The organism is Methylobacterium nigriterrae (assembly GCF_037106235.1).
Classification (GTDB): domain Bacteria; phylum Pseudomonadota; class Alphaproteobacteria; order Rhizobiales; family Beijerinckiaceae; genus Methylobacterium; species Methylobacterium nigriterrae.
The window spans coordinates 1-21,277 of the sequence record NZ_JBAWTG010000080.1 but is presented as its reverse complement, the minus strand read 5'-3'; the positions used below and the strand labels follow the sequence as shown (position 1 = coordinate 21,277).

18 protein-coding genes and 1 pseudogene are annotated in these 21,277 nt (G+C 70.4%); 9 read left to right on the top strand and 10 right to left on the bottom strand.

The features are described from left to right. The first annotated feature begins 477 nt into the window (after positions 1 to 477). The gene (locus tag WDW90_RS26320; protein ID WP_336490471.1) at positions 478 to 987 is read left to right on the top strand and encodes a cyclic nucleotide-binding domain-containing protein; all 510 of its coding nucleotides are present in this window, start codon (positions 478 to 480) and stop codon (positions 985 to 987) included. Between the two features lie 170 nt (positions 988 to 1,157). Here WDW90_RS26320 and WDW90_RS26315 read toward each other — a convergent pair whose 3' ends face one another. The 4 genes from WDW90_RS26315 to WDW90_RS26300 all read right to left on the bottom strand — a co-directional run bounded on the left by WDW90_RS26315 (position 1,158) and on the right by WDW90_RS26300 (position 6,497). Then, a complete protein-coding gene (locus WDW90_RS26315) occupies positions 1,158 to 2,399 on the bottom strand; it encodes a glutamate carboxypeptidase (protein WP_336490470.1) in 1,242 nt (413 codons plus the stop codon). Positions 2,400 to 2,720: 321 nt separating this feature from the next. Next, positions 2,721 to 3,683 carry a TAXI family TRAP transporter solute-binding subunit gene (locus tag WDW90_RS26310; RefSeq protein ID WP_336490469.1) on the bottom strand — a complete coding sequence of 321 codons (963 nt, stop codon included), beginning with the start codon at positions 3,681 to 3,683 and terminating at the stop codon, positions 2,721 to 2,723. Positions 3,684 to 3,799: 116 nt separating this feature from the next. Beyond that, positions 3,800 to 5,323, bottom strand: coding sequence for a citrate lyase subunit alpha (gene citF, locus WDW90_RS26305; RefSeq protein WP_336490467.1), 1,524 nt, complete (start codon positions 5,321 to 5,323; stop codon positions 3,800 to 3,802). Between the two features lie 247 nt (positions 5,324 to 5,570). Then, positions 5,571 to 6,497, bottom strand: coding sequence for an NAD(P)-dependent oxidoreductase (locus WDW90_RS26300; protein WP_336490465.1), 927 nt, complete (start codon positions 6,495 to 6,497; stop codon positions 5,571 to 5,573). 313 nt (positions 6,498 to 6,810) lie between these two features. On the opposite strand from WDW90_RS26300, the gene WDW90_RS26295 reads away from it, so the two are divergent. The 7 genes from WDW90_RS26295 (at position 6,811) to WDW90_RS26265 (ending at position 12,841) form a co-directional block, all read left to right on the top strand. After that, a complete protein-coding gene (locus WDW90_RS26295) occupies positions 6,811 to 7,221 on the top strand; it encodes a carboxymuconolactone decarboxylase family protein (RefSeq protein WP_336490464.1) in 411 nt (136 codons plus the stop codon). A gap of 61 nt (positions 7,222 to 7,282) precedes the next feature. Further along, on the top strand, positions 7,283 to 7,981 hold the full coding sequence (locus WDW90_RS26290) for a GntR family transcriptional regulator (RefSeq protein ID WP_336490463.1): 699 nt from the start codon (positions 7,283 to 7,285) through the stop codon (positions 7,979 to 7,981). Positions 7,982 to 8,078: 97 nt separating this feature from the next. Further along, the gene (locus WDW90_RS26285) at positions 8,079 to 8,774 is read left to right on the top strand and encodes a class I SAM-dependent methyltransferase (protein WP_336490462.1); all 696 of its coding nucleotides are present in this window, start codon (positions 8,079 to 8,081) and stop codon (positions 8,772 to 8,774) included. 142 nt (positions 8,775 to 8,916) lie between these two features. Continuing rightward, positions 8,917 to 9,927 carry a TRAP transporter substrate-binding protein gene (locus WDW90_RS26280; protein WP_336490461.1) on the top strand — a complete coding sequence of 337 codons (1,011 nt, stop codon included), beginning with the start codon at positions 8,917 to 8,919 and terminating at the stop codon, positions 9,925 to 9,927. Positions 9,928 to 9,976: 49 nt separating this feature from the next. Further along, positions 9,977 to 10,564, top strand: a complete 588-nt coding sequence (locus WDW90_RS26275; protein WP_336490460.1) for a TRAP transporter small permease — start codon at positions 9,977 to 9,979, stop codon at positions 10,562 to 10,564. Continuing rightward, positions 10,561 to 11,844 (top strand): TRAP transporter large permease, encoded by a 1,284-nt coding sequence (locus tag WDW90_RS26270; RefSeq protein WP_336490459.1) that lies wholly within the window; start codon positions 10,561 to 10,563, stop codon positions 11,842 to 11,844. Before WDW90_RS26275 ends, WDW90_RS26270 begins: the two co-directional genes overlap by 4 nt. Before the next feature lie 121 nt (positions 11,845 to 11,965). Continuing rightward, positions 11,966 to 12,841 (top strand): HpcH/HpaI aldolase/citrate lyase family protein, encoded by an 876-nt coding sequence (locus WDW90_RS26265; RefSeq protein WP_336490458.1) that lies wholly within the window; start codon positions 11,966 to 11,968, stop codon positions 12,839 to 12,841. Between the two features lie 9 nt (positions 12,842 to 12,850). Here WDW90_RS26265 and WDW90_RS40860 read toward each other — a convergent pair. The 5 genes and pseudogenes from WDW90_RS40860 to WDW90_RS26235 all read right to left on the bottom strand — a co-directional run bounded on the left by WDW90_RS40860 (position 12,851) and on the right by WDW90_RS26235 (position 19,779). Next, a pseudogene (locus WDW90_RS40860) lies at positions 12,851 to 13,808 on the bottom strand (D-2-hydroxyacid dehydrogenase family protein). Between the two features lie 145 nt (positions 13,809 to 13,953). Beyond that, positions 13,954 to 14,577 (bottom strand): TetR/AcrR family transcriptional regulator, encoded by a 624-nt coding sequence (locus WDW90_RS26250; protein WP_336490457.1) that lies wholly within the window; start codon positions 14,575 to 14,577, stop codon positions 13,954 to 13,956. A 48-nt stretch (positions 14,578 to 14,625) separates the two neighbouring features. Further along, positions 14,626 to 17,760 (bottom strand): efflux RND transporter permease subunit, encoded by a 3,135-nt coding sequence (locus WDW90_RS26245; protein WP_336490456.1) that lies wholly within the window; start codon positions 17,758 to 17,760, stop codon positions 14,626 to 14,628. Positions 17,761 to 17,782: 22 nt separating this feature from the next. Further along, positions 17,783 to 18,871 (bottom strand): efflux RND transporter periplasmic adaptor subunit, encoded by a 1,089-nt coding sequence (locus tag WDW90_RS26240; RefSeq protein ID WP_336490455.1) that lies wholly within the window; start codon positions 18,869 to 18,871, stop codon positions 17,783 to 17,785. 284 nt (positions 18,872 to 19,155) lie between these two features. Further along, the gene (locus WDW90_RS26235; protein ID WP_336490454.1) at positions 19,156 to 19,779 is read right to left on the bottom strand and encodes a response regulator transcription factor; all 624 of its coding nucleotides are present in this window, start codon (positions 19,777 to 19,779) and stop codon (positions 19,156 to 19,158) included. 499 nt (positions 19,780 to 20,278) lie between these two features. Here WDW90_RS26235 and WDW90_RS26230 point away from each other — a divergent pair, with 499 nt between their 5' ends. Further along, entirely contained in the window at positions 20,279 to 20,446 is a 168-nt protein-coding gene (locus WDW90_RS26230; protein WP_336490453.1) for a ribosome modulation factor, read from the top strand. 50 nt (positions 20,447 to 20,496) lie between these two features. Here the strand turns inward: WDW90_RS26230 and WDW90_RS26225 are convergent, their stop codons facing one another. Continuing rightward, on the bottom strand, positions 20,497 to 20,769 hold the full coding sequence (locus tag WDW90_RS26225; RefSeq protein ID WP_336490452.1) for a hypothetical protein: 273 nt from the start codon (positions 20,767 to 20,769) through the stop codon (positions 20,497 to 20,499). Between the last annotated feature and the right edge of the window lie 508 nt (positions 20,770 to 21,277).

Sequence of the window (21,277 nt, the reverse complement as noted above, 5' to 3'; positions counted from 1 at the left end):
GGTTCACCAGGCCGCTGACGACCGCGAGGCTGATGAGGGCGGGGCGGCAGCTCCTGACGGCGTCGCTGAGGTCCGGGGGGGCGGGGTTCATCGCGTGTGACTCCGTGCGGGCGGGGCATGAACCCGGGGAGGACGTCTCCGGGAATGCCCCGTTGTAGCGGCCGGACCGCCCCGTTCCGTGACCCGCCTCACGCTGGCGGATGGACGCGCGAAAGCCCCCGCCGGGCCGGGCCCGGCGGGAGCGTGGTTCGGGTCCGGTCGGACCGGCGTCGTCTCAGTAGAAGGAGATGTCGCCGTGCGGGTCGCCGCCCTTGACCGTGCGGAGAGCCGTTCAGGGCGGGGAGCGGCTGTTCGCCCGGATCGCTCCGAACGTTCGGTTTGCGCCCAAGCCGGACGTGCAAATGACGTTGCGGATGGCCGGCGGGTCCACAAGGATGCGGCGCGGCCGGGTTCCGGGAGCGGGAGTGGAAGAGACCGATGGCTGTCAGTTCGCCCGAGCTGAAGGCGTTCCTGATCGACACGCCCTTCTTCGGGGGCCTCTCGGACACGAGTCTCGACCTCCTGATCGCGATGCTGGCCGAGCGCCGCTTCGAGATGGGTGCCGTTGTCGTCGTCGAGGGAGAGCCGGGGCGCTCGATGTATATCGTTCAGTCCGGAGAGCTCGTGGTAAGCAAGCTCGGGGATTCCGGCTGCGCGATCGATATAAACCGTCTCGGACCAGGCGATTTTTTCGGAGAAATGACGCTCATCGGAGTGCAGAACCGATCAGCAACGCTCGTCGCGGACAGCCCACTCGTGCTGTATGAGCTCACAGCCCGAAACCTGTATACATATTACAAGACCGACATCTACGCGTATGCGATGGTCATGCAGAATATCAATCGCGAGCTCTGCCGGCGGCTCCGGCGAGCCGACGACCGATTTGCCGAGCTGGCGGATGCTGCACGCGGTGCGATGACCCGGACGCGCCTGCATCCCGGGCGGTGAGAACAGGCCACGCGCATCGGGGCGGCAGCGCCATTCTGCCGACGCACCGATCGCTGCGAATCAGGCGTCCGGCTCGACATGGTTCGAGCTGCCGCCAGCTCCCGACATCCAAGCGTCGCGTCCCGGAAGCTGGAAGCTGGATTCGAGTCGCTTGCGGCAGTCCCTGCAGCTCAGCTTCTCTGACCGATCTCCATGATCAGCCGCGTCAGCAGGTAGAGCCGCGGCACGACGCTCTCGACCTCGGCGTATTCCTCCGCGGTATGGATGCCACCGCCGACGATGCCGAGCCCGTCGATCGTCGGTGTGCCGACGGCCGCGCAGAAACTCGAATCGGCCGCCCCCCCGCTGCCCTCCAGCGTCAACTTGCGGCCGATCTCGCCGTAGATCGCCTGCGACAGCGTGGCGAGGTTGTCGGTTCCGGCGTTGCGCGGCATCGGCGGGAAGTTGCGGGACAGGCGCACGCTCACGCTCGTGTCGGGCACTTGCGGGGTGCGGGCAAGATCCGTGAGGTCGCGCTCGACGCGGTCGAACTCCTCGGGCACGAGCGCGCGCACGTCGCCCTGCGCCGAGGCGGCGTCGGGGATGACGTTGGCGACCGTGCCGGCCTTGAGCACGGTGACGTTGACCGTCGTCTCCTTCGTGCGGTCGCCGAGCTTGCCGATCCGGAGGGCCTGGTTGGCGAGTTCGGTCGCCGCGTTCCGGCCGCTGTCGGGGGCGACGCCGGCATGCGCGCTGCGCCCCTTCACATCGACGTGAAGGACTCCCGAGCCTTTGCGGAACACCACGAGCCCGTCCGCCGGCCTGCCCGGCTCCAGGTTGAGCGCGGCGTCGTGCTGGCGCGCCTGCGCCTCGATCAGCGCGCGGGCGCCCGGCGAGCCGATCTCCTCGCTGGAGTTGAGAAGCAGTGTGACCGTGCGGAAGTTGGTGAAGTCGATGTCGCGCAGGATGCGCAGCGCGTACAGGCCCATGACGATCCCGCCCTTGTCGTCCATGACGCCGGGACCGGTGGCGCGGCCGCCCTCGATCCGGAACGGGCGCCGGGCCGCCTCGCCGGCCTGGAACACCGTGTCCATGTGGGCGACGAGCAGGATGCGGGCTTTGCCCGAGCCGGAGACGGTCGCCACGACGTTCAAGCCCTTGCCGGCCCCGGCCGCCGGCGATGTCTCGACCTTCGCGCCGAGCGCCTCCAGCTCGGCGACGACGATCCCGGCGACGCTCTCGAGCCCGGCTCCGTCAGCGCTGCCGGAATCGATGTTGACCAGCCGCTCGAGGATCTTCAGCGCCGGCTCCTTGTAGGATTGAGCGCGCTCGAGCACCGCACGATTCGGTTCGGCCCGCGCCGGCAGCACCGGGACTGCCAGAGCGACGACCGCCGCGAGGACACTCCGAAGGGGCACGCGTAACCTGGGCATGGGCATTTCTCTCGTTGGGACTGGCTGATCCTGCGGTCTGTGACGCACCCTGTCGAGCCGGGGAACGCCGCCCTCGGCGATCCAGCAGGCGTGCAGCGGCCGTTCCGGCACCGTGGACGAGCGTCGGGCATCGTGACCATCGCTTCCCGGGTGACGGCCCTCGCGCGGGCGCTCGCGACGGGGTTCGTCGCCGCGCTCGCCTCGGCTTCGGCGAAGGCGGCGAGACCGCCCAGGATGAAGCGCTCGACCTGTTCTCGGAGCATTCCGGCCCGACCCGGCACCCGCCCCGCGACGAGCATCGTGGGCTCGATCCCTCGACCCTCACCTTGGGACGGCGCCGACTTCCCGCAGGAAGGAGGCCGTCGCGGGATGCAGCCACTTGGCCGGGATCGCGGCCACGAGGTTTCGCGGATCGCTGTCGTGTCCCTGCGGGAGGCGCCGCGCCAGAGCATCCCTGCCGAGGTCGATCGCCCGGACGAGGCGCGAAACGGCAGCGTCGTCCAGGCCCGGCCTGGCCACGATGAAGCTCCAGGAGCCGACGGTTTCGATCGCCGTCGCCTGAGACGGGAAGGCGCCGGCCGGCACCGTCATGCGCCGCAGCGAGGGGCTCAGAGCGAGGATCGTCTCGATGGCCTGCGGCGAGGGGCCGAAGAACCGTGCGCCGCCGGGCGCAGCCGCCAGCTTCCTGAAGCCCGGCCAGCCGAGCCCGCCGCCCCAGAGTGCGGCGGCACGTCCGTCGAGAACCAGATCCGGCCCGTCGCCGGCCCGGTCGAGGATGACCGGCCGAATGCCGCGATCGGGATCGATCCCGGACCCGCGCAGGACGGTGCGCGCCATGATGGTGAGGCCGGAGCTCCGCGTGCCCAGGGCGACCGCCCGTCCCGGCAGATCCTCGATCGACCGGATCGGGCTCGAGGCCGGCACGACGAAGAGGCCCTGCGTCGCGTAGACGGGAGCGACCACCGCGAGCGGCGACCGGTCGCCCGCTGCTGCCAGCGCCTCGTAGGCGTACTCGCCCTGCACGAGCGCCAGATCGAGCTTGCCCTCCCGCAGCAGGGTCAGGTTCTCGTTCGAGCCGGTGGTGGCCCGCAATTCGATCTCCAGCGTCGGGCTCGCCTCACGAACGGAGGCGGCGAGCGCCTCGCCGTAGGCGGGGAAGCCGCCCCCGGGCGTCGCGGTCCCGAGAACGAGGCGAAGAGGCTCCTCGGCGCGCGGCGCCGGCGCCGGCCAGAGGGAGACGATCGTCGCCATCGCGACGGCGGCGACCAGGCGGCGTCTCAGCATGGGGCGGCCTCTCCGACCCACCCGGGTTCCCGCTCAGCGGCGCCGTGAAGATCCGGCACGGGGCTCTCCTTCACATCCGATGCGTCGACCCATCGACGGGCCGGGCCGTCGGCCTGCTACCGGCCTTCGGCGGCCCGGACGACGTCGATGACGGTGCCGTCACGATACTCGACGACGGCCACGATGCGACCGTCGGGATCCGGCGGCGCGACCGGCGGACCCGCAAGGCGGGCCGCCCGCGCCGCGAGGTCGTCGATCGACACCATCGGGATACCGGCGCGGGCGAGCCGGTCGCTCAGGTCCGGACGGCGCGGGTTCACCGCGACGCCCCCGTCGGTCACCACGACGTCGATCGTTTCGCCGGGCGTGGTCACCGTCCGCACGTGATCGACCACCTTGGCATGGCGGCCCGCGGCGAGCGAGGTCGTGATCAGCGTCAGCGAGGCACCCGCGGCGGAATCGGCGTGTCCGCCGGAGCCCCCGAGAATGATCCCGTCCGTGCCGGTGGTGACGTTGACGTTGAAGGCGCGATCGATTTCCGCAGCGCCGAGAATGGTCGCGTCGAGGCGATTGACGACACAGCCCCGGTTGTGCGGGTAGGCGGACATGGCCTGGTGGGCCGCGCTGCGGCGAAAGCTCTCGACGGCGGCGAGGTCGAAGGCCTGCACATCCATCAGGGCGCGGAACAGGCCGGCATCGAAGAGCGCGACGATGCCCGCGGCGATGCCGCCCGCCGCGAAGCTGCCCTGCACGCCGCGTTCCGCCATGATCCGCCCGAGGAAGGCGGCGGCGGCCAGGGAGGATCCGCCCGCACCCGTCTGAAACGAGAAGCCGTCCAGGAGAAGGCCTGAGGCCGCGACGACCTGAGCCGCCGTCTGGGCGATGCGGAGGGCAACCGGGTTGGTGGTGGCGCGGGTCGTGCCAGACACGATCTGGCCGGGATCGCCGATCGAGTCCACCGGCACGACGAAATCGACCCAATCCTGCCCGATCTCGATCGGAACGGCGGGGTAAGGCACCAGGGTGTCGGTCACGGCGACGACTCGATCGGCGCCCTGGGCATCGGTGACGGCGTAGCCCAGCGGTCCGCAGGCCGCGCGGCCGTGGACGCCGTTGAGGTTTCCGTAGGTGTCGGCGGTCGGGGCCGCCACGAAGGCGACGTCGATGCGGAGGTCGCCCGCCTCGACGCAGCGTGCCCGGCCGCCATGGGTGTACATCAGGACCGGCCGGGCCAGGATGCCGCCGGAGACGGCCCGGGCCAGCGGCCCGTAGATCGTACTGGCGGCAAGCCCCGTGACCACGCCCTTGCGCATATGCTCGATCAGCGGGGCGTGGACCGCGAACAAGGCGCTTGCCGCGACCGTGATGTCCGTCAGGCCGGCGCGGGCGACCGCGTCCATGACGAGGTTCAGGACGGCGTCGCCGTTGCGCAGGTGATGATGAAACGAGAGCGTGGCGCCGTCACGGATCTCGCAGGCGGCGATCGCGGCGTCGAGGTCGGGCAGCACCTTGACGGCGTGGGGCCGGGCGCTGTGCAGCCTGAGGCCGGCCCGCGTGACGGGGCCGACATGGTCCCAGGCGCCCGTGAACGGACGGACCGGGCCGTGACCGGGGACCTCGTCCGGAAGGCATCTCGTCATTGCGGGAACCTCGCGACGGGCGGCGGCCTCGGGGATCACGGAAGGGCCGATCGCTCTACCGGCACTCTCCCGGTCGCGCCAGTGTGTGACCGGAGGTGCCCATCTGCCGGTGGCAGGCGCCGGAATTGCTGCCCGAGCGGTCGCGGATGTCCCGGTGCTGGCCGTGATCGATCGTCTGCATAGGGGTTCCTTCCCTGCTCGGCCCTGTCCGCTCGGCCTCGCATCCGCTCAGCGGCCGTGCCGGCCCTCAGCCCGCATCCCGCTCTCCGTTGAGGAGCTTCAGGTACCGGTCGACCGCCGTGTGGTCGGCCTCCCGTCCGAGCCGTTCCAGGGCCTGCCGGGCGAAATCGGCGACGGCGTGCGAGAAGGGGGCCGCGCGGTCGAGGGCGTCCGCGAGACCCGCCGCGATGCCGATGTCCTTGGTCATCAGCGCGAGGCCGAATCCGGAATCGTAGCGTTCCGTGAGGATGAACGGCTTCAGCTTGTTCTCGGTCGTGTTGTTGCGGCCCGTCGAGGCGTTCAGGATGTCGGTCATGACGACGGGATCGAGGCCGAAGGCGCGGCCGATCTGGATCGCCTCGCAGGCGGCGATCAATCCGGCCGCCGAGACGTAGTTGTTGAGCGCCTTCATGGCGTGCGCCGAGCCGAGGGCGCCGGTCTCGAAGAGGTTGCTTCCCATGGCCCTGAGCACCGGCCTAACCTGCGCGATCACGTCGAGGTCGCCGCCCGCCATGATCGAGAGCGTGCCGGCTTCCGCTTTCCTGACGCCGCCCGATACCGGTGCATCCACGACGGCGATGCCGGCCTGCGCCAGGGCGTCGCCGAGGGCGCGGGTCGCCAGCGGAGCGGACGAACTCATCTCGATCAGGACGGCGCCCCGCCGCATCGCGTGCGCCGCCGCCGCCGGCCCGTCGAGCATGGCGGCGCGCACGACGGCGCCGTCGGGCAGCATCGTGACCACGGCATCGGCGCCCGTCGCCGCCTCGGCCGCCGAGGCGCAGGCCACGCCGCCCGCCGCGGCCAGGGCAGCCCGCGCCGGCTCGACGGGATCGAAGCCCCGCACCGTGTAGCCGTGCTCGACCAGGCGGCGCGCCATGGGCAGCCCCATCGTCCCGAGGCCGATGAAGCCGACCGTCGCGGGCGCGGCCGTCGCGGCTTGCTCGAGTGCTGGCACGATCGATGTCTCCCTGCCGCCGCGAGGGCCTCCCGGCCCGAGCGCTCCCACCCCGCGCGGTCGCCGGCCGGGGAACCGGGCGGTGCTTCCGAGGAGGCGATCCTCCTCGAAGAACATACGATCATCAGACAATCCGTCAATCTGGCCGCTGAATCCGAGGGGAGCGCGTCGCGGCCCGGCCGGAGGATCGATGAAATTGACATCGGCGCGAATCCGCTTCGAGCGCCAGGGATGCGCGGATCATATTGTCTGATTGACAGACAGACGGGGCGCCGCCAGGATCGAAGCGACGGATGCCCGGGAGCGTGCAGGCATGGCGGAGAGCGAGCAGTTTCAGAAAGGTCTCGAGGTCCGCCGCGCCGTGCTCGGCGCCGAGTACGTCGATGGCGGGCTGGCCAAGGCCGACGATTTCATGATGGCCTTCCAGCGCATCACCACGGAATGGTGCTGGGGCTACGCCTGGACGCGCGAGGGGCTCGATCGGCGCACCCGCAGCCTGCTCAACCTCGCGATGCTGACGGCGCTCGGCAAGCCGGCCGAGCTGCGCCTGCACGTGAAGGGCGCGCTTGCCAACGGCGTCACTGTCGAGGAGATCAGGGAGACCCTCCTGCACGCCACGGTCTATTGCGGCATTCCGGCCGGCCTCGACGCCTTCAAGGCCGCGCATGAGGTGCTGAGGGCGGAGGGCGCGGTCACGGGCGAGCCGGTCGGCCCGGCCCCGTGAGACCGGCGGCGTCCGGGCTCGCCGCTTGACAGGCAATCGGCCGAACGGCGAGCTGCCTCGCATGCAGGACACCGATCTTCTCATCGCCCGGCATCCGGCGACCCTGCGCCTCTTGGTCGAGGAGAAGCTGCGCGCCGCGATCGCCAGCGGCCTGTTCAAGCCCGGCCAGCGGCTGATCGAGCGGGAGCTCTGCGAGCTGACCGGCGTCGGGCGCACCTCGATCCGCGAGGCCATCCGGCAGCTCGAGGCCGAGGGTCTGATCACCGTGGTCCCGCATCGCGGGCCCGCCGTCAGCGTCGTGACGGCCGCCGAGGCCCGCGAGATCTACGCCGTGCGGGCCCTCCTCGAAGGGTATGCGGGGCGGGAATTCGCCAGGCGCCGTCCCCCGGCCGAGATCGACGCCCTCGCCCGCGACGTCGAGCGCTTCGCGCGGGCGGCCGAGGGCAACGACCGCCGCAGCCTGATCGAGGCGAAGACGGCCTTCTACGCGACGCTGATGCGGGGCTGCGGCAATGCCATCGCGATGCAGATGCTCACGACCCTGCACAACCGCGTCACGCTCCTGCGCCTGACCTCGATGAGTCAGCCCGGCCGGCTCCGGCAGAGCGTCGCGGAGATCCGCACCATCGCCGAAGCCATCGCGTCCGGCGATCCGGCGGCGGCGGAGCGCGCCTGCATCGTCCATATCGAGCGCGCGGCCACGGTCGCGATCGGGGTGCTCGAAGGGCCATCGGACGAGAAGCCCCGCAAGGTGCCGTGACGGGAGGGCGCGAATGACGGACGAGGTCGTATCGGGCCCTGACCGGCTCCGAGACGGAGGCAGGCGTTCCGAGCGCCTGTCGAGGAAAGGCCCGAGCATGGACACGCTGTCGCTGATCCTCGACGTCTTCGGGCCGCTCGGCGGGCGCCGCCTGCTCGATGTCGGATGCGGGCCCGGCGCGCTCGCGCGGGCGCTCGCGGCAAGGGGCGCCGAGGTGACGGGCATCGACCCGAACCCGGACGCGATCGCGGCGGCCGCCGCATCCGTGCCGACGGGCCGCTTCGCGACCGCGGCGGCCGGCGCGCTGCCCTTCCCGGATGCCGGCTTCGACGGCGCGGTCTTCCTCAATTCGCTGCACCACATCCCCGATCCGCATGCCGCCCTGCGGGAGGCGGCGCGGGTGGTGCGGCCCGATCACCCGATCGTGGTCGTGGAGCCCCTCGCGGACGGCACCTTCTTTTCCGCGCTTCGCCCGGTCGAGGACGAGACCGCGGTCCGGCTCGAGGCGCAGGAGGCCGTTCGGGCGGCCGTCGGGTCGGGCGCGTTCGCCTCACGGCGCGACGTCACCTTCGCGCGCTCGGAGACGTTCGAGAGCGTCGACGCCTTTCTCGCGCGCGTCGTCGCGGTCGATCCGGCACGGGCGGACGCCATCCGTCTCCGGCGCCCGGAGATCGAGGCGGCCTTCGAGGCAGCCGCCGAGCGCGACGCGGCCGGGCTGTTCCTGCTCGTCCAGCCGCTGCGCGCGCAGGTCCTGGTCGCGGCCCGGACCGGCAAGGCGGCACCCGGGCCGTGACAGGCGGGCGGGAATGAAGGCCGATGCTCCGGCGAAGGCACCGAAGCTCTTGCCATGCTGAGGCGATCTTCGGATGATCTCGGCGGAAAGCGATAGAATTCGGCACTCGAATGCCGATCAAAGAATGGATTTGGAGGAAACAATGAAGAATATTCTCGGCTGTGCAATCGTGACTGCGTCCATTCTGCTGGGAGCCGGGCTCGCGCGGGCGGATGGACCGATCGTGATCAAGTTCAGCCACGTCACCACCACAGACACGCCGAAGGGCCAGGGCGCCGAGCGCTTCAAGGCGCTGGCCGAGGAGCGCACCAAGGGCGCGGTGAAGGTCGAGCTCTATCCCAACAGCCAGCTCTACAAGGACAAGGAAGAGGTCGAGATGCTCCAGCTCGGGGCGGTGCAGATGCTCGCGCCCTCGACCAGCAAGTTCGGCCCCCTCGGCGTCAAGGACTACGAGGCGTTCGATCTGCCCTACATCTTCCCGAACGACGCCGTGCTGCGGAAGGTCCAGGACGGCCCGATCGGCCAGGGCCTGTTCAAGAAGCTCGAATCGAAGGGCATCCGCGGCCTCGCCTACTGGGACAACGGCTTCAAGATCATGACCTCGAACCGGCCGATGCACGCGCCCGAGGACCTGAAGGGCCTGAAGATCCGCATCCAGTCCTCCAAGGTCCTGGAGGCGCAGTTCAAGGCCGTTGGGGCGCTGCCGCAGGTCATGGCCTTCTCCGAACTCTACCAGGCGCTGCAGACGGGCGTCGTCGACGGGCAGGAGAACCCGCCCTCCAACGTGTTCACCCAGAAGGTGAACGAGGTGCAGAAGCACGCCACCCTCTCGAACCACGGCTATGTCGGCTACGCCGTGATCGTGAACCGGGCGTTCTGGGACGGCCTGCCGCCCGAGATCCGCACGACCCTCGAGGGCGCGATGGCGGATGCCACCGCCTACGAGCACCAGATCGCCCAGCAGGAGAATGACAAGGCGCTGGCGGCGATCCGGGCGACGGGCAAGACGGAGATCTACGAGCTGACGGACGCCGAGAAGGCGGCCTGGCGCAAGGCCCTGATGCCCGTCCAGAAGGAGATGGCCTCGCGGGTCGGCAAGGATCTGGTCTCCGCGTTGAACAAGGAAGCCGAGGGCGCGGGCGTCAACAACTGATCTTTTCCGCACGGCTCCCTTCGCACGGCAACCGATCGAGACTCCATCCATGCTGCTGAAGATCCTCGATCGCCTCGAAGAGGTCCTGATCGGAAGCCTCATGGCGGCGGCGACGGTCATCACCTTCGCCGCCGTCGTGCACCGGTTCCTGTCCGGCGTCCCCGCGCTCCAGAGCTACACGGAGCTGATCGACTTCGGCTGGGCCCAGGAACTGTGCATCTACATGTTCATCTGGGTGGCGAAGTTCGGGGCCGCCTACGGTGTCCGCACGGGCATCCATGTCGGCGTCGACGTCCTCGTCAACAAGCTGCCGCCCCCCCCGCGCGCGGGCATGGTCCTGCTGAGCCTCGGATGCGGCGCCCTGTTCACCGCCATCGTCGGCACGCTCGGCGCCAACTTCGTCTGGCGCATCGCCCATACCGACCAGACCACGCCCGACATGGAGATCCCGGTCTGGATCGTCTACCTGGCGATTCCGCTGGGCTCCTACCTGATGTGCTTCCGCTTCCTGCAGGTGGCCTGGGCCTTCTACCGGACCGGGCGGCTTCCAGCGCGCGACCACGCCCATGTCGATGGCGTCGAGACCGTCGAGGGGGTCGATCCCATCGAGGTCGCCCGCCAGGGAGGCCCGGCATGAGCGCCCTCATCATCTTCGGCCTGCTTCTGACCCTGATGCTGACGGGCATGCCGATCTCGATCGCGCTGGGCCTCACGGTGCTGACCTTCCTGTTCACGCTGACGCAAGTGCCGATCGAGAGCGTCGCGCTGAAGCTCTTCACCGGGATCGAGAACTTCTCGATCATGGCGATCCCGTTCTTCATCCTGGCGGGCAACTTCCTGTCCCATGGCGGGGTCGCCAAGCGGATGATCGCCTTCACTACCTCGCTCGTCGGGCATTGGCCCGGGGGGCTCGGCCTCGCGGGCGTGGCGGCCTGCGCGCTGTTCGCCGCCGTCTCGGGCTCCAGCGTCGCGACGGTGGTGGCGATCGGCTCGATCATCCTGCCCGCCATGGTGCAGGAGGGCTATCCGCGCCGCTTCGGCGCCGGAATCATCACGACCTCGGGCGCGCTCGGCATCCTGGTGCCCCCCTCGATCATCCTCGTCCTCTACGGGGTGTCGACGAACAGCTCGATCGGCAACCTGTTCCTGGCCGGCGTCGTGCCGGGCATCGCTCTCTCGGCGATGCTGGCCGCGGTCACCTTCGTGATCGCGTGGCGGCGCGGCTACCCGCGCATGCCCCGCGCCACCTGGGGCGAGCGCTTCCGCGCCTTTCGCGAGAGCCTGTGGGGGCTGCTCCTCGTCGTGATGGTGATCGGCGGCATCTACGCGGGCGTGTTCACCCCGACGGAGGCCGCCGCGACGGCGGCCGTCTACGCCTTCGTCATCGCCGTCTTCGTCTACAAGGACCTGTCGCTCGCCGACGTGCCGCGGGTGCTCCTCGCCTCGGCGAACATGAGCGCGATGCTCCTGTACATCATCACCAACGCGGTGCTGTTCTCCTTCCTGATGACCTCGGAGAACATCCCGCAGGCGATGGCGGCTTGGCTCATCGCCAAGGAGTTCAGCCCGCTGATCTTCCTGCTCGTGGTCAACATCATCCTGCTGGTCGCCGGCAACGTGATGGAGCCGTCCTCGATCCTGCTGATCATGGCCCCGATCCTGTTCCCGATCGCCGTGAAGCTCGGCATCGACCCGATCCATTTCGGGATCGTGATGGCGGTCAACATGGAGGTCGGGCTCTGCCATCCGCCCGTGGGGCTGAACCTCTACGTGGCGAGCGGCATCGCCCATATGGGCATCAGCGAGCTGACGGTCGCGGTGATGCCCTGGCTCCTGACCATGCTGGGCTTCCTCGTCCTCGTGACCTACTGGCCGGCCCTGTCGCTGTGGCTGCCCAGGATGCTCGGAGCGATGTGATGAGCGCCGCACAAGCCCGGATCGATCCGGGGCCGGGCCCCCTCCCCGCCGGACGGCCGGTTTCGCGACCCTGCGCGGACCGGACGCTCGACCTCGCGCGGCCTCGCGCGGAGCCAGCCCCGTGACCGCGCCCGTGACGGGGCTGCCGCGCTGGCGCTCGCTGCTGTTCCTGCCGGCCCACGTGCCGCGCTTCGTCGCGGGGGCCCATCGGCGCGGGGCGGACGCGCTCATCCTCGATCTCGAGGACGCCGTCCCGGCCGACGCCAAGGAGCAGGCCCGCGCGGCGCTGCCCGCCTCGATCGCCGCGGTCGGACAGGACGGGGCTGCCGCCATGGTGCGGGTGAACCACGGCCTGCGCGCCCTCGCCCGGGACCTCGAGGCCGCCATCGTCCCGGGGCTCGCGGCGCTTGTGCTGCCGAAGGTCGAGGCCGCGGGCTTCGTCCGCGAGGTCGCCGATTGCGTCGCGGAGATCGAGGCGGAGCGCGCAATCCCGGCCGGCACCGTGCGGCTCGTCCTGCAGGTCGAGACGCCCGCCGCCTTTCCGGAGCTCGACGCCATCGCGACGGCGCATCCGCGCGTCGCCGCGATCACCCTCGGCCCCGAGGACTACGCCGCCGCGATGGGCGGCGTGCCCGATCCCGACACGCTGCTCGCCCCGAGCGTCGCGGTCCTCCAGGCCGCGCGCGCCGCCGGCATCCTGCCGCTGGGCTTCATCGACAGCATCGGCGCCTACGCCGACCTCGACGCCTTCCGGGAGACGGTGGCGCGGGCGCGCCGGTTCGGGTTCCGGGGCGCCATGGCGGTGCACCCGGCCCAGGTCGCGATCCTGAACGCAGGGTTCGCGCCGACCGAGTCCGAACTCGCCTGGGCCCGCCGCGTGATGGCCGGCGAGGCCGAGGCGCGCGCGCAGGGTCGCGGCGCGTTCGAGCTGGACGGGCGGATGATCGACGCGCCCGTGGTGCGGCGTGCCGCGGACATCCTGGCCGCGGCCGGGTAGGGCATCGGATCAGGCGATGACGCGGATCGGCGCGCCGTCGAGGAAGGCGCCGATATCCTCGACGATCTCGGAGAAGTAGGTGCGGTAGTTGCGCTCGGTCACGTAGCCGAGATGGGGCGTCGCCAGGAGGTTCGGCAGCGCGCGCCAGGGCGAATCCGGCGGCAGCGGCTCCTCCTCGAAGACGTCGAGACCGGCGCCCGCGATCCAGCCCTCCCGCAGGGCCGTCCGCAGCGCGTCCGCCTCGATGATCGCGGCCCGCGAGGTGTTGATCAGGAGCGCGTGGCGCCGCATCCGGCGCAGCGCCGCAGCGTCGATCAGGCCGCGCGTGCGCTCGCTCAGAACGAGATGGATCGAGACGACGTCGTCTTCCCTCCAGGAGTGCGTCGAGGGTCGGGGCGAGCTCCGCCCCTTCGGCGGCCGCCCGCTCGGCGGTGAGGTTCCGGCTCCAGGCGCCGACCGCCATCCCGAAGGCCCGCCCGATCCGCGCCATCCGGGCGCCCGTCTTGCCGAGGCCGATGAGCCCGAGGCGGCGTCCGGCGAGGTCGGTGCCGACCGTGCTCTGCCACGGACCGCCGTGCCGGAGGGCCGCCGCCTCCGGGACCAGGTGGCGGGCGAGGCCGAGGATCAGCGCCCAGGCCAGCTCGACCGGCGGCTCGGGATGGCTCGCGGTGCCGCAGACGGCGACGCCGTGGGCCTGCGCGGCGGCGAGGTCGACCGAAGCGTTGCGCATACCGGTCGTGACGAGGAGCCTGAGCCTCGGCAGGCGGGCGAAGAGCGCGGCCGGGAAGGGCGTGCGCTCGCGCATGATCACCACGATCTCGCAATCCGCGATCGCCGCGACGACGGCGTCCTGCGTCGCGAGGAACGTCCGGACGTCGCGAACCGCGATCCTGTCCGCCAGGACCGACCAATCGGCCAGGACCGGGCCGACGCCCTGGTAATCGTCGAGGATCGCGCAGGTGAGCATTCGGGTCCCCTCCGGCAAACGCGGCGCCGCGGCCGGTTCCCGAGCGCGCCTTACCGCCAAAATGGCTGCCGGTTTGGCGATCGGGAAGCGCGCCCGGTCGAAGGTTTGGAGCATGTTCCGTGATCCGGGAATCACGGAACATGCTCTAGCGGGGCGATGCGTCCAGCGCCGAGAGGAGGAAGTCGATCATCTCCTCGACGGTCGGGCGCTCCTTCGCGGCGCATTGCGCGATCAGGGCGGGATGGCAGAAGCGGACGAAGGCGGTCTGGACGCAGCGGGCGGCGCCGCGCGGGTCGCGCGCGCGGAACGCGCCGGTCCGCGCGCCCTCCTCGACGAGCTGCCCGAGCATGTCCTCGACGCGGCCGATATGGCACAGGATCACCTCCCAGCTCTCCGCCATGGCGACCTCGACCATGTCGTGCATCCGACGATTGGCGGTGAAGTGGCCGGCGCTCATCTCGTGGGTCACCAGCAGGAAGTCGCGCAGGCGCTGCGCCGCCGGCACGTCCGTGCGGGCGAGGATGCCGGCAAGCTCCGCCTCGATCTCGCCGAGAAGGCGCTCGGCCACGGCCTCGTTGAGGGCCTTCTTCGATGGGAAGAAGCGGTAGATGTTGCCCGGGCTCATCCGCAATTCGGCGGCGATGTCCGCCACCGTGGTCTTGCGGTAGCCCATCTCCCGGAACAGCCGCTCGGCGATGGTGAGGATCCGGGCACGCAGATCGCCGGTCTCGGGATCGAGAGCATCGTGCGCGAGGTCGGTGGCAATCATCGGTGACTAACGCTCGAACGCCTCAAAACGCTGCCGGCCCGGGCCCCGTCATTCCGCCGCGACGGCGAAGGCCGGCCGCGCCGGCTCGCGCGCAGTCTGGGCCGCGGGCTCACCCTCGTCCAGCCTGCGCCGGAACCAGAGGGCGTAGAGCGCCGGGAAGAACAGGAGCGTCAGGAAGGTCGCCACGAACAGGCCGCCCATGATGGTGATCGCCATCGGGCCCCAGAAGGCGCTGCGCGAGAGCGGGACCATCGCGAGGATCGCCGCGAGCGCGGTCAGCACCACCGGCCGGGCCCGGCGCACCGTCGCCTCGACGATCGCCTCGCGCCGGCTGTGCCGGCCCGAGGCGACGTCCGCCTCGATCTGGTCGACGAGGATCACCGCGTTGCGCATGATCATGCCGGCAAGTGCGATGAGCCCGAGGAGCGCCACGAAGCCGAAGGGCTTGCCCGCGATGTTGAGCCCGAGCGAGGCCCCGATCAGCCCGAGCGGCGCCGTGAGGAACACGAGGATCAGGCGCGAGAAGCTCTGCAGCTGGATCATCAGCAGCGTGAGCATCGCCAGGATCATGATCGGGAAGAGCACGAAGAGGGAGGCGTTCGCCTTCTCCGATTCCTCCACGGCGCCGCCGATCTCGAGGCGATAGCCGGGCGCGAGCCCGTCGCGGATGGACGCGAGCGCCGGCCAGATCGCGTTCGTGACGTCCGGCGGCTGCACGCCGTCGACCACGTCGGCCCGCACCGTGATCGCCATGTCGCGGTTGCGCCGCCACAGGATCGGCTCCTCGTGCGCGTATTCGAGCCGGGCGACCTGCGCCACCGGCACGGCGACGCCGTTGCGCGCCACCACCGTGAGGTCGCTGACGCGGCCGAGGTCGAGCCGCTCGGCGGCATTGGCGCGGGCCACCACCCCGACCTGCTCGATGCCCTCCCGGACGGTCGTCACGGTCAGGCCCGTGAGCAGCGTCTGCAGGGTCTGCGACACGTCCTGCACGTTGAGCCCGAGCGCGCGGGCCCGCTCCTGGTCGACGACGAGGCGCACGGACGGGGCCATCTCGTTCCAGTCGAGCTGCGTCTCGACGGTCTTGTCGTTCGCGCGCACGATGTCGCGGACCCGGTAGGCGATGTCGCGCACGCGCGCCGGGTCGGGACCGACGACCCGGAACTGCACCGGGAAGCCGACGGGCGGCCCGAAGTTGAAGCGGTCGACCCGCACCCGCGCCTCGGCGAGCGCGCCCCGCGCCACCGCCGCCTCGATGCGCGCCTTGACCCGCTCGCGCGCCTCGACCCCCCTCGCCACGATCACGATCTCGGCGAAGGCCTCGTTCGGCAGCTCCGGGTTGAGGCCGAGCCAGAACCGGGGCGAGCCCTGCCCGACATAGGCCGTGTAGGTCGCGATGTCGGGATCGTCCCGCCCGAGGAGCGCCTCCGCCCGCTCCACCGCCGCCTGCGTGGCGCCGATCGACGTGCCCTGCGGCAGGCGCAGTTGCAGGAACAGCTCCGGCCGCTCGGACAGGGGGAAGAACTGCTGCTGCACGTGCCCGAAGCCGACCACGGCGCCGACGAAGATGCCGAGCGTCGCCAGCACCGTTGCCCCGCGCCGGCGCACGCACGCCCGGATGGTCCGGCGCAGCGCCCGGTACAGGCGGGTGTCGTAGAGCGCGTCCAGGTCGCTTCTGCCGGCGTGGCGCCGGGCGAGGTCCTTCGGCAGGAGCAGCACGCCGAGATAGGGCGTGACGATCACGGCCACGAACCAGGAGGCGACGAGCGCGATCGCCACGACCCAGAAGATGCCGCCCGCATACTCGCCCACCGCCGATCTGGCGAAGCCGACGGGCAGGAAGCCCGCCACCGTCACGAGGGTGCCGGTCAGCATCGGGAAGGCGGTCGATTCCCAGGCGAAGCCGGCCGCCCGCACCCGGTCCCAGCCCTGCTCCATCTTCACGACCATCATCTCGACCGCGATGATGGCATCGTCCACGAGGAGCCCGAGCGCGATGATGAGGGCCCCGAGCGTGATCCGGTGCAGGTCGATCCCCATCGCCTGCATCACCACGAAGGTCACGGCGAGAACGAGCGGCACCGAGAGGGCCACCACGATGCCGGTGCGCCAGCCGAGCGACAGGAAGCTCACGAGCAGCACGATCGCGAGCGCCTCCACGAAGGAGTGCTCGAACTCGCGCATCGCGCCCTCGACCACCCTCGGCTGGTCGGCGATCTGCTCCGCGCCGATGCCCTGGGGCACAGCTTGCATGAACTCCGCGGTCGCGGCCTCGACCGCCTTGCCGAAGGCCAGGATGTTGGCGCCGCGCGCCATCACCACGCCGACCCCGAGGGCCGGCGCCCCGCGCTGGCGCACGAGTTGGTCGGGCGGGTCGGCGTAGCCGCGGCTGACGCTCGCCACGTCGCCGAGGCGGAAGGTGCGCCCGTTCGCCTCCACGGGCGTCTCCGCCACCGCCCGAACGCCGTCGAGCGCGCCGGTGACCCGCAAGGGGATGCGCTGTGCCCCCGTCTCGACGGTGCCGGCAGGCGCGACCGCGTTCTGGCGGGCGAGCGAATCGAACAGCGTCTGGGGCGTGATTCCGAGGGTGGCGAGCTTGGCGTGGCTGAACTCGACGAAGATGCGCGGCTCCTGCACGCCGTAGAGGTTGACCTTCGTGACGCCCTCGACCTTGAGGAGGCGCTGGCGCAGGCCCTCGGCGACCTTCTTCAGCTGCCCGTAATCGGCGCCCTCGCCGGTCAGCATGTAGAGGATCGCGTCGACGTCGCCGTACTCGTCGTTGACGCTCGGCCCGATCACGCCGGCCGGCAGCTCGCCCCGCACGTCGTCGAGCTTCTTGCGGATCTGGTAGAACAGGCCCGGGACCTCCGAGGCCGGCGTGCTGTCCCGGAAGGTGACCTGCATGGCCGCGAAGGACGGCTTCGCGTAGGTCATCACCTTCTCGAAATGGGCCAGCGTCTGGAGCTTCTTCTCGATCCGGTCGGCGACCTGATCCTGCATCTCGCGCGCGGTGGCTCCGGGCCAGATCACGGTCACGACCGCGACCTTGATCGTGAAGTTCGGGTCCTCCGCCCGGCCGAGGCGCAGGAACGCGAACGTCCCGCTCGCGGCGACGCCCAGGATCAGGAACAGCACCAGCGCCCGGTGACGGACCGCCCAGTCGGAGAGGTTGAAGCGCGTCATCGGATCCGCTCCCCGGTGCTCGTCAGAAATCCAGCGCCTCGACGACGCGCACGCGCTGGCCGGCGTCGAGCTTCTGCACGCCGAGCCGGACGATGCGCTCGCCGTCCTGCAGCCCATCGCTCACCAGGGCGTCCTGCGCCTCGTAGGCCGCGACCGTCACGGGCCTGAGGACGAGCTGCCCCGCATCGTCGACGGTCCAGACCGCGCTTCCGGACCCCTGGTTGAACAGGGCCGGCAGCGGCACGCGCACGACGCGCTCGGCCGAATCCGCCGTGAGCGTCACGGTGGCGGTCATGCCGAGCTGCACCGCGCCGTCGGCCTCCGGCAGCGTGAAGCGGGCGAGATAGGTGCGCGTGGCCGAGTCGGCGGCGGGCGCGAGCTCGCGCAGGCGGGCCGCGTAGCGCACGCCCGGGTTCGACCACAGGCTCACGCTGGCGCCGCCGGCCCGCGCCCGGCCGACGAGCGCCTCCGGCACCGCCACCACCGCCTCGCGCTCGACCGTCCGGGCGAGCCGGATCGCGGCCTGGCCCGGCGCCACCACCTGCCCGGGCTCGACGGAGGTCGCGGTGATCACCCCGTCCGCATCCGCGCTCAGGACGGCGTAGGAGGCGGCGTTCCGCGCGAGCGAGAGGGCGCGCTCGGCGCGCATCAGGCGGCTGCGCGCCTCCTCGGTGGCGGCCTTCTGCCGATCCACCACGGAGGTCGCGGCCCAGCCCTGGCCGGCAAGCGTCATGGTGCGCCGGAGGTCCGCATCCGCCTGCGCCACCGCGACGGTGGCGGCGCGGCGCTCGGCCTCCGCCTGCTCGGTCTGGAGCGTCAGATCGATCTCGTCGAGCGTGGCGAGCGGCTGGCCGGCGGCGACGACGTCGCCGACATTGACGAGGCGGCGCGCGACCTTGCCCTGGACCCGGAAACCCAGGTCGCTCTCGACGCGGGGCCGGATCGTGCCGACGAACCTGCGCTCCGGGTGGCGATTCTCGGCCACGACGCGCTGGGCGAGCACCGGGCGCCCGGCCTCGCCCCTGGCGGCGGGCGCCTGCGATTCGTTGCAGCCCGCGACTGCGAGGACCGCCACGGAAACCAGGGCAAGAATCGGCGCAGACCGTGACATGGGCACCCTCGCGGCGTCGGGCAGGCGAGACGATGCGGGCAGCCTCTCACGAAATTGACGATTGTCAATAATCATCAATTTCGTGAGAGGCCGATCGGTCACACCCATGTGCGTTTCGGCACACGATCAGGCAGTCGGGCCGCCTTGGCAGGGTCCTGCCGAGCGGCCCCGCCCGGTTCCCGTCCGCGCGACGCGAAAAAGGGGCGCGCTGCTTGCGCAGCGCGCCCCTTTTGTCGGCGTCGGTTCAGGCGCCGCCGCGGGCCGGGGCGGCGGATCGGGACCGGTTACACCGGCGAGGCGCCGATGCGGTCCGCCGGCGGGATGCCGTTCTCCTTGGCCCAGATCGCGGCCTGCGTGCGGTTCTGGATGTTGAGCTTGCGGACGATCGCCTTGACGTGAACCTTGACGGTCGCCTCCGCGATCGCGTGGCGACGCGCGATCAGCTTGTTCGAGTCGCCGTTCATCAGGCAGCGGAGCACCTTCATCTCGGAGGTCGAGAGCGCCCGCGGGCGCCCGCCGGCCTGGTACGAGGCGGGATCCTCCGCGCCGTGCCGGAGGAAGCCCGACCGATCGACCGTGATGGCATCCGCCGCGAACCGCCCGGGCGAGAGCAGGGAGAAGAGGTTGGCCGATTGTACCCGCATGTCGAGCATGACGATGTCGAGGATCCGCACGAGATCAGACGCGTCGGTGAACTCGCTGATCACGGCATCGGCCTGCTCGAGCAGTCTCGCGGCGCTCCTGTCGCAGCCGCCCGGCGGCATAAGCAGGACGACCTTGCAATCCGGGCGATTGCAGGACGACTCGATCGTCGCGCCGAGGCTGATCGCATCGTTGAGCGTGACGATGATCAGCAGTTGACCCGTGCAAGTCTCGATCGAGGTCTGTATCTGACCGTTCTGAGACATGCCACTGTCGACTTGAAAGCGCGTGCCCTCGAGGATGTGCGTCAGACCCTCGCGGATAATCTCGCTGGACGAAACAACCGCTGTCCGAACATTGCCGTGGAAGGGCATGAGGTTTGGCTCCGCTTCGCAAAAACGGGCTAAACGAGCGACCCGTAGGAAGCAGTATGGCCTTCACTTGACCTCGCATAAAGTCTTTTTTTACCTCTACTCAATCAAATGATAATCAAATCGAGCCGATCGTCTCGAAACGTACAATCTTGGCTGCAATCCAAAAGGAGTAACGGTAGCTTGGACCATAACATTTGTAATGATCCAAGGATTACGTAAGTATCTGGCTCTGCGCCCGGTCTGCCAGGCCGACGCGCGCGGATACCGGCCGCGCCTTGGCGGACCATCCGCGGTGCCGGCCACGGCCCGGATGGGCCGTGTGCCCGGGCCCGTGAACCTGATACTCTCGCGCGGGCCGGAATGATCCGCCCGCGGGCCGACGGTGGCCGGGATGACCGAGCGTGATCCGTTCGAGGAGGGAATCGAGGCGCATGCCGACGGCATCCCGCGCTCGGATTGCCCGTACCGCGAAGGCTCGGAGGAGCGCGTCGAGTGGCTTCGCGGCTGGGACGAGGCGAGCCAGGAGAGCGGCGACAAGGAGCCCTGGGAAGTCCGCTGACGCGAGGGCGGCCTCGCCGTCGCCGGGACTGCGGGCGGAACCGGGCCCTGCTACCGCAGCAGGTCGAATCCCATGTCGCGGACCTGCGGATGGCTGCGGGACAGGTCCCTTAGCTTCAGAAGCTCGCCGAACTCCGCAGCGGGCAGCGAGATGAAGGCGAAGTCGTCCTCGTCACCCCGAAGCTGGCCGTCCTCGAATCGGCCGAAGCCCTGAAGAAGGAACCAGTCGTTCACCTGCCGGGCATCCGGACCGTCGATCAGGAAGCGGTGGCACTTGTCGAACGTGTCGCTCGGAGGTGAATACTTTATTATGGTTTGCCGCATGCCGTGCCTCCCTTCTTCTTTGCAGACAGTTGTAACGCGGCGGCGAAACCTTTCCAGGGGTGCGGGCAGCGGGCCGTCGCGAATTCGCGGATGCGCGCGTCGGCGTACCGCGGCGCCGCCGCGGCCTTGAGCCCGGGGAAGCCCGGCCAAGCCCGTGGAAGCGTGGCCTGCCGGCATCAGCGCCCGGGAAATCGGACCGGCCCACCGTCCAAGCCGGCTCGCGGAGCGCGACCGGGGTTCTGCCCCACGTCCAGGCAACGCATCCTCATCCCGGGACGTTGACGATCCCGCGAACGGCCTGTCCGCAAGAGACGGCCGAGAGGAAGCGTTCCGATGATGTATCTGCTGCGCGAGACGACGAGCCAGATGATGGGCCCCGCCCGGATCGCGGCAGAGGGCGTCCGCCTCGCCTTCGAGAATCCGTTCAGTCCGTTGGCGTATGGTCCGAGCAGCCGGGCGGTGGCGGCGTCCTGCGAGCTGTTCGAGCGGGCCACCCGCACCTACGCCA

Bases quoted from the DNA above. Each gene is read 5' to 3' on its own strand.
- WDW90_RS26320 (WP_336490471.1), top strand. From the start codon at position 478: ATGGCTGTCAGTTCGCCCGAGCTGAAGGCGTTCCTGATCGACACGCCC.
- WDW90_RS26315 (WP_336490470.1), bottom strand. From the start codon at position 2,399: ATGCCCAGGTTACGCGTGCCCCTTCGGAGTGTCCTCGCGGCGGTCGTC.
- WDW90_RS26310 (WP_336490469.1), bottom strand. From the start codon at position 3,683: ATGCTGAGACGCCGCCTGGTCGCCGCCGTCGCGATGGCGACGATCGTC.
- citF (WP_336490467.1), bottom strand. From the start codon at position 5,323: ATGACGAGATGCCTTCCGGACGAGGTCCCCGGTCACGGCCCGGTCCGT.
- WDW90_RS26295 (WP_336490464.1), top strand. From the start codon at position 6,811: ATGGCGGAGAGCGAGCAGTTTCAGAAAGGTCTCGAGGTCCGCCGCGCC.
- WDW90_RS26290 (WP_336490463.1), top strand. From the start codon at position 7,283: ATGCAGGACACCGATCTTCTCATCGCCCGGCATCCGGCGACCCTGCGC.
- WDW90_RS26285 (WP_336490462.1), top strand. From the start codon at position 8,079: ATGGACACGCTGTCGCTGATCCTCGACGTCTTCGGGCCGCTCGGCGGG.
- WDW90_RS26280 (WP_336490461.1), top strand. From the start codon at position 8,917: ATGAAGAATATTCTCGGCTGTGCAATCGTGACTGCGTCCATTCTGCTG.
- WDW90_RS26275 (WP_336490460.1), top strand. From the start codon at position 9,977: ATGCTGCTGAAGATCCTCGATCGCCTCGAAGAGGTCCTGATCGGAAGC.
- WDW90_RS26270 (WP_336490459.1), top strand. From the start codon at position 10,561: ATGAGCGCCCTCATCATCTTCGGCCTGCTTCTGACCCTGATGCTGACG.
- WDW90_RS26250 (WP_336490457.1), bottom strand. From the start codon at position 14,577: ATGATTGCCACCGACCTCGCGCACGATGCTCTCGATCCCGAGACCGGC.
- WDW90_RS26245 (WP_336490456.1), bottom strand. From the start codon at position 17,760: ATGACGCGCTTCAACCTCTCCGACTGGGCGGTCCGTCACCGGGCGCTG.
- WDW90_RS26240 (WP_336490455.1), bottom strand. From the start codon at position 18,871: ATGTCACGGTCTGCGCCGATTCTTGCCCTGGTTTCCGTGGCGGTCCTC.
- WDW90_RS26235 (WP_336490454.1), bottom strand. From the start codon at position 19,779: ATGTCTCAGAACGGTCAGATACAGACCTCGATCGAGACTTGCACGGGT.
- WDW90_RS26230 (WP_336490453.1), top strand. From the start codon at position 20,279: ATGACCGAGCGTGATCCGTTCGAGGAGGGAATCGAGGCGCATGCCGAC.
- WDW90_RS26225 (WP_336490452.1), bottom strand. From the start codon at position 20,769: ATGCGGCAAACCATAATAAAGTATTCACCTCCGAGCGACACGTTCGAC.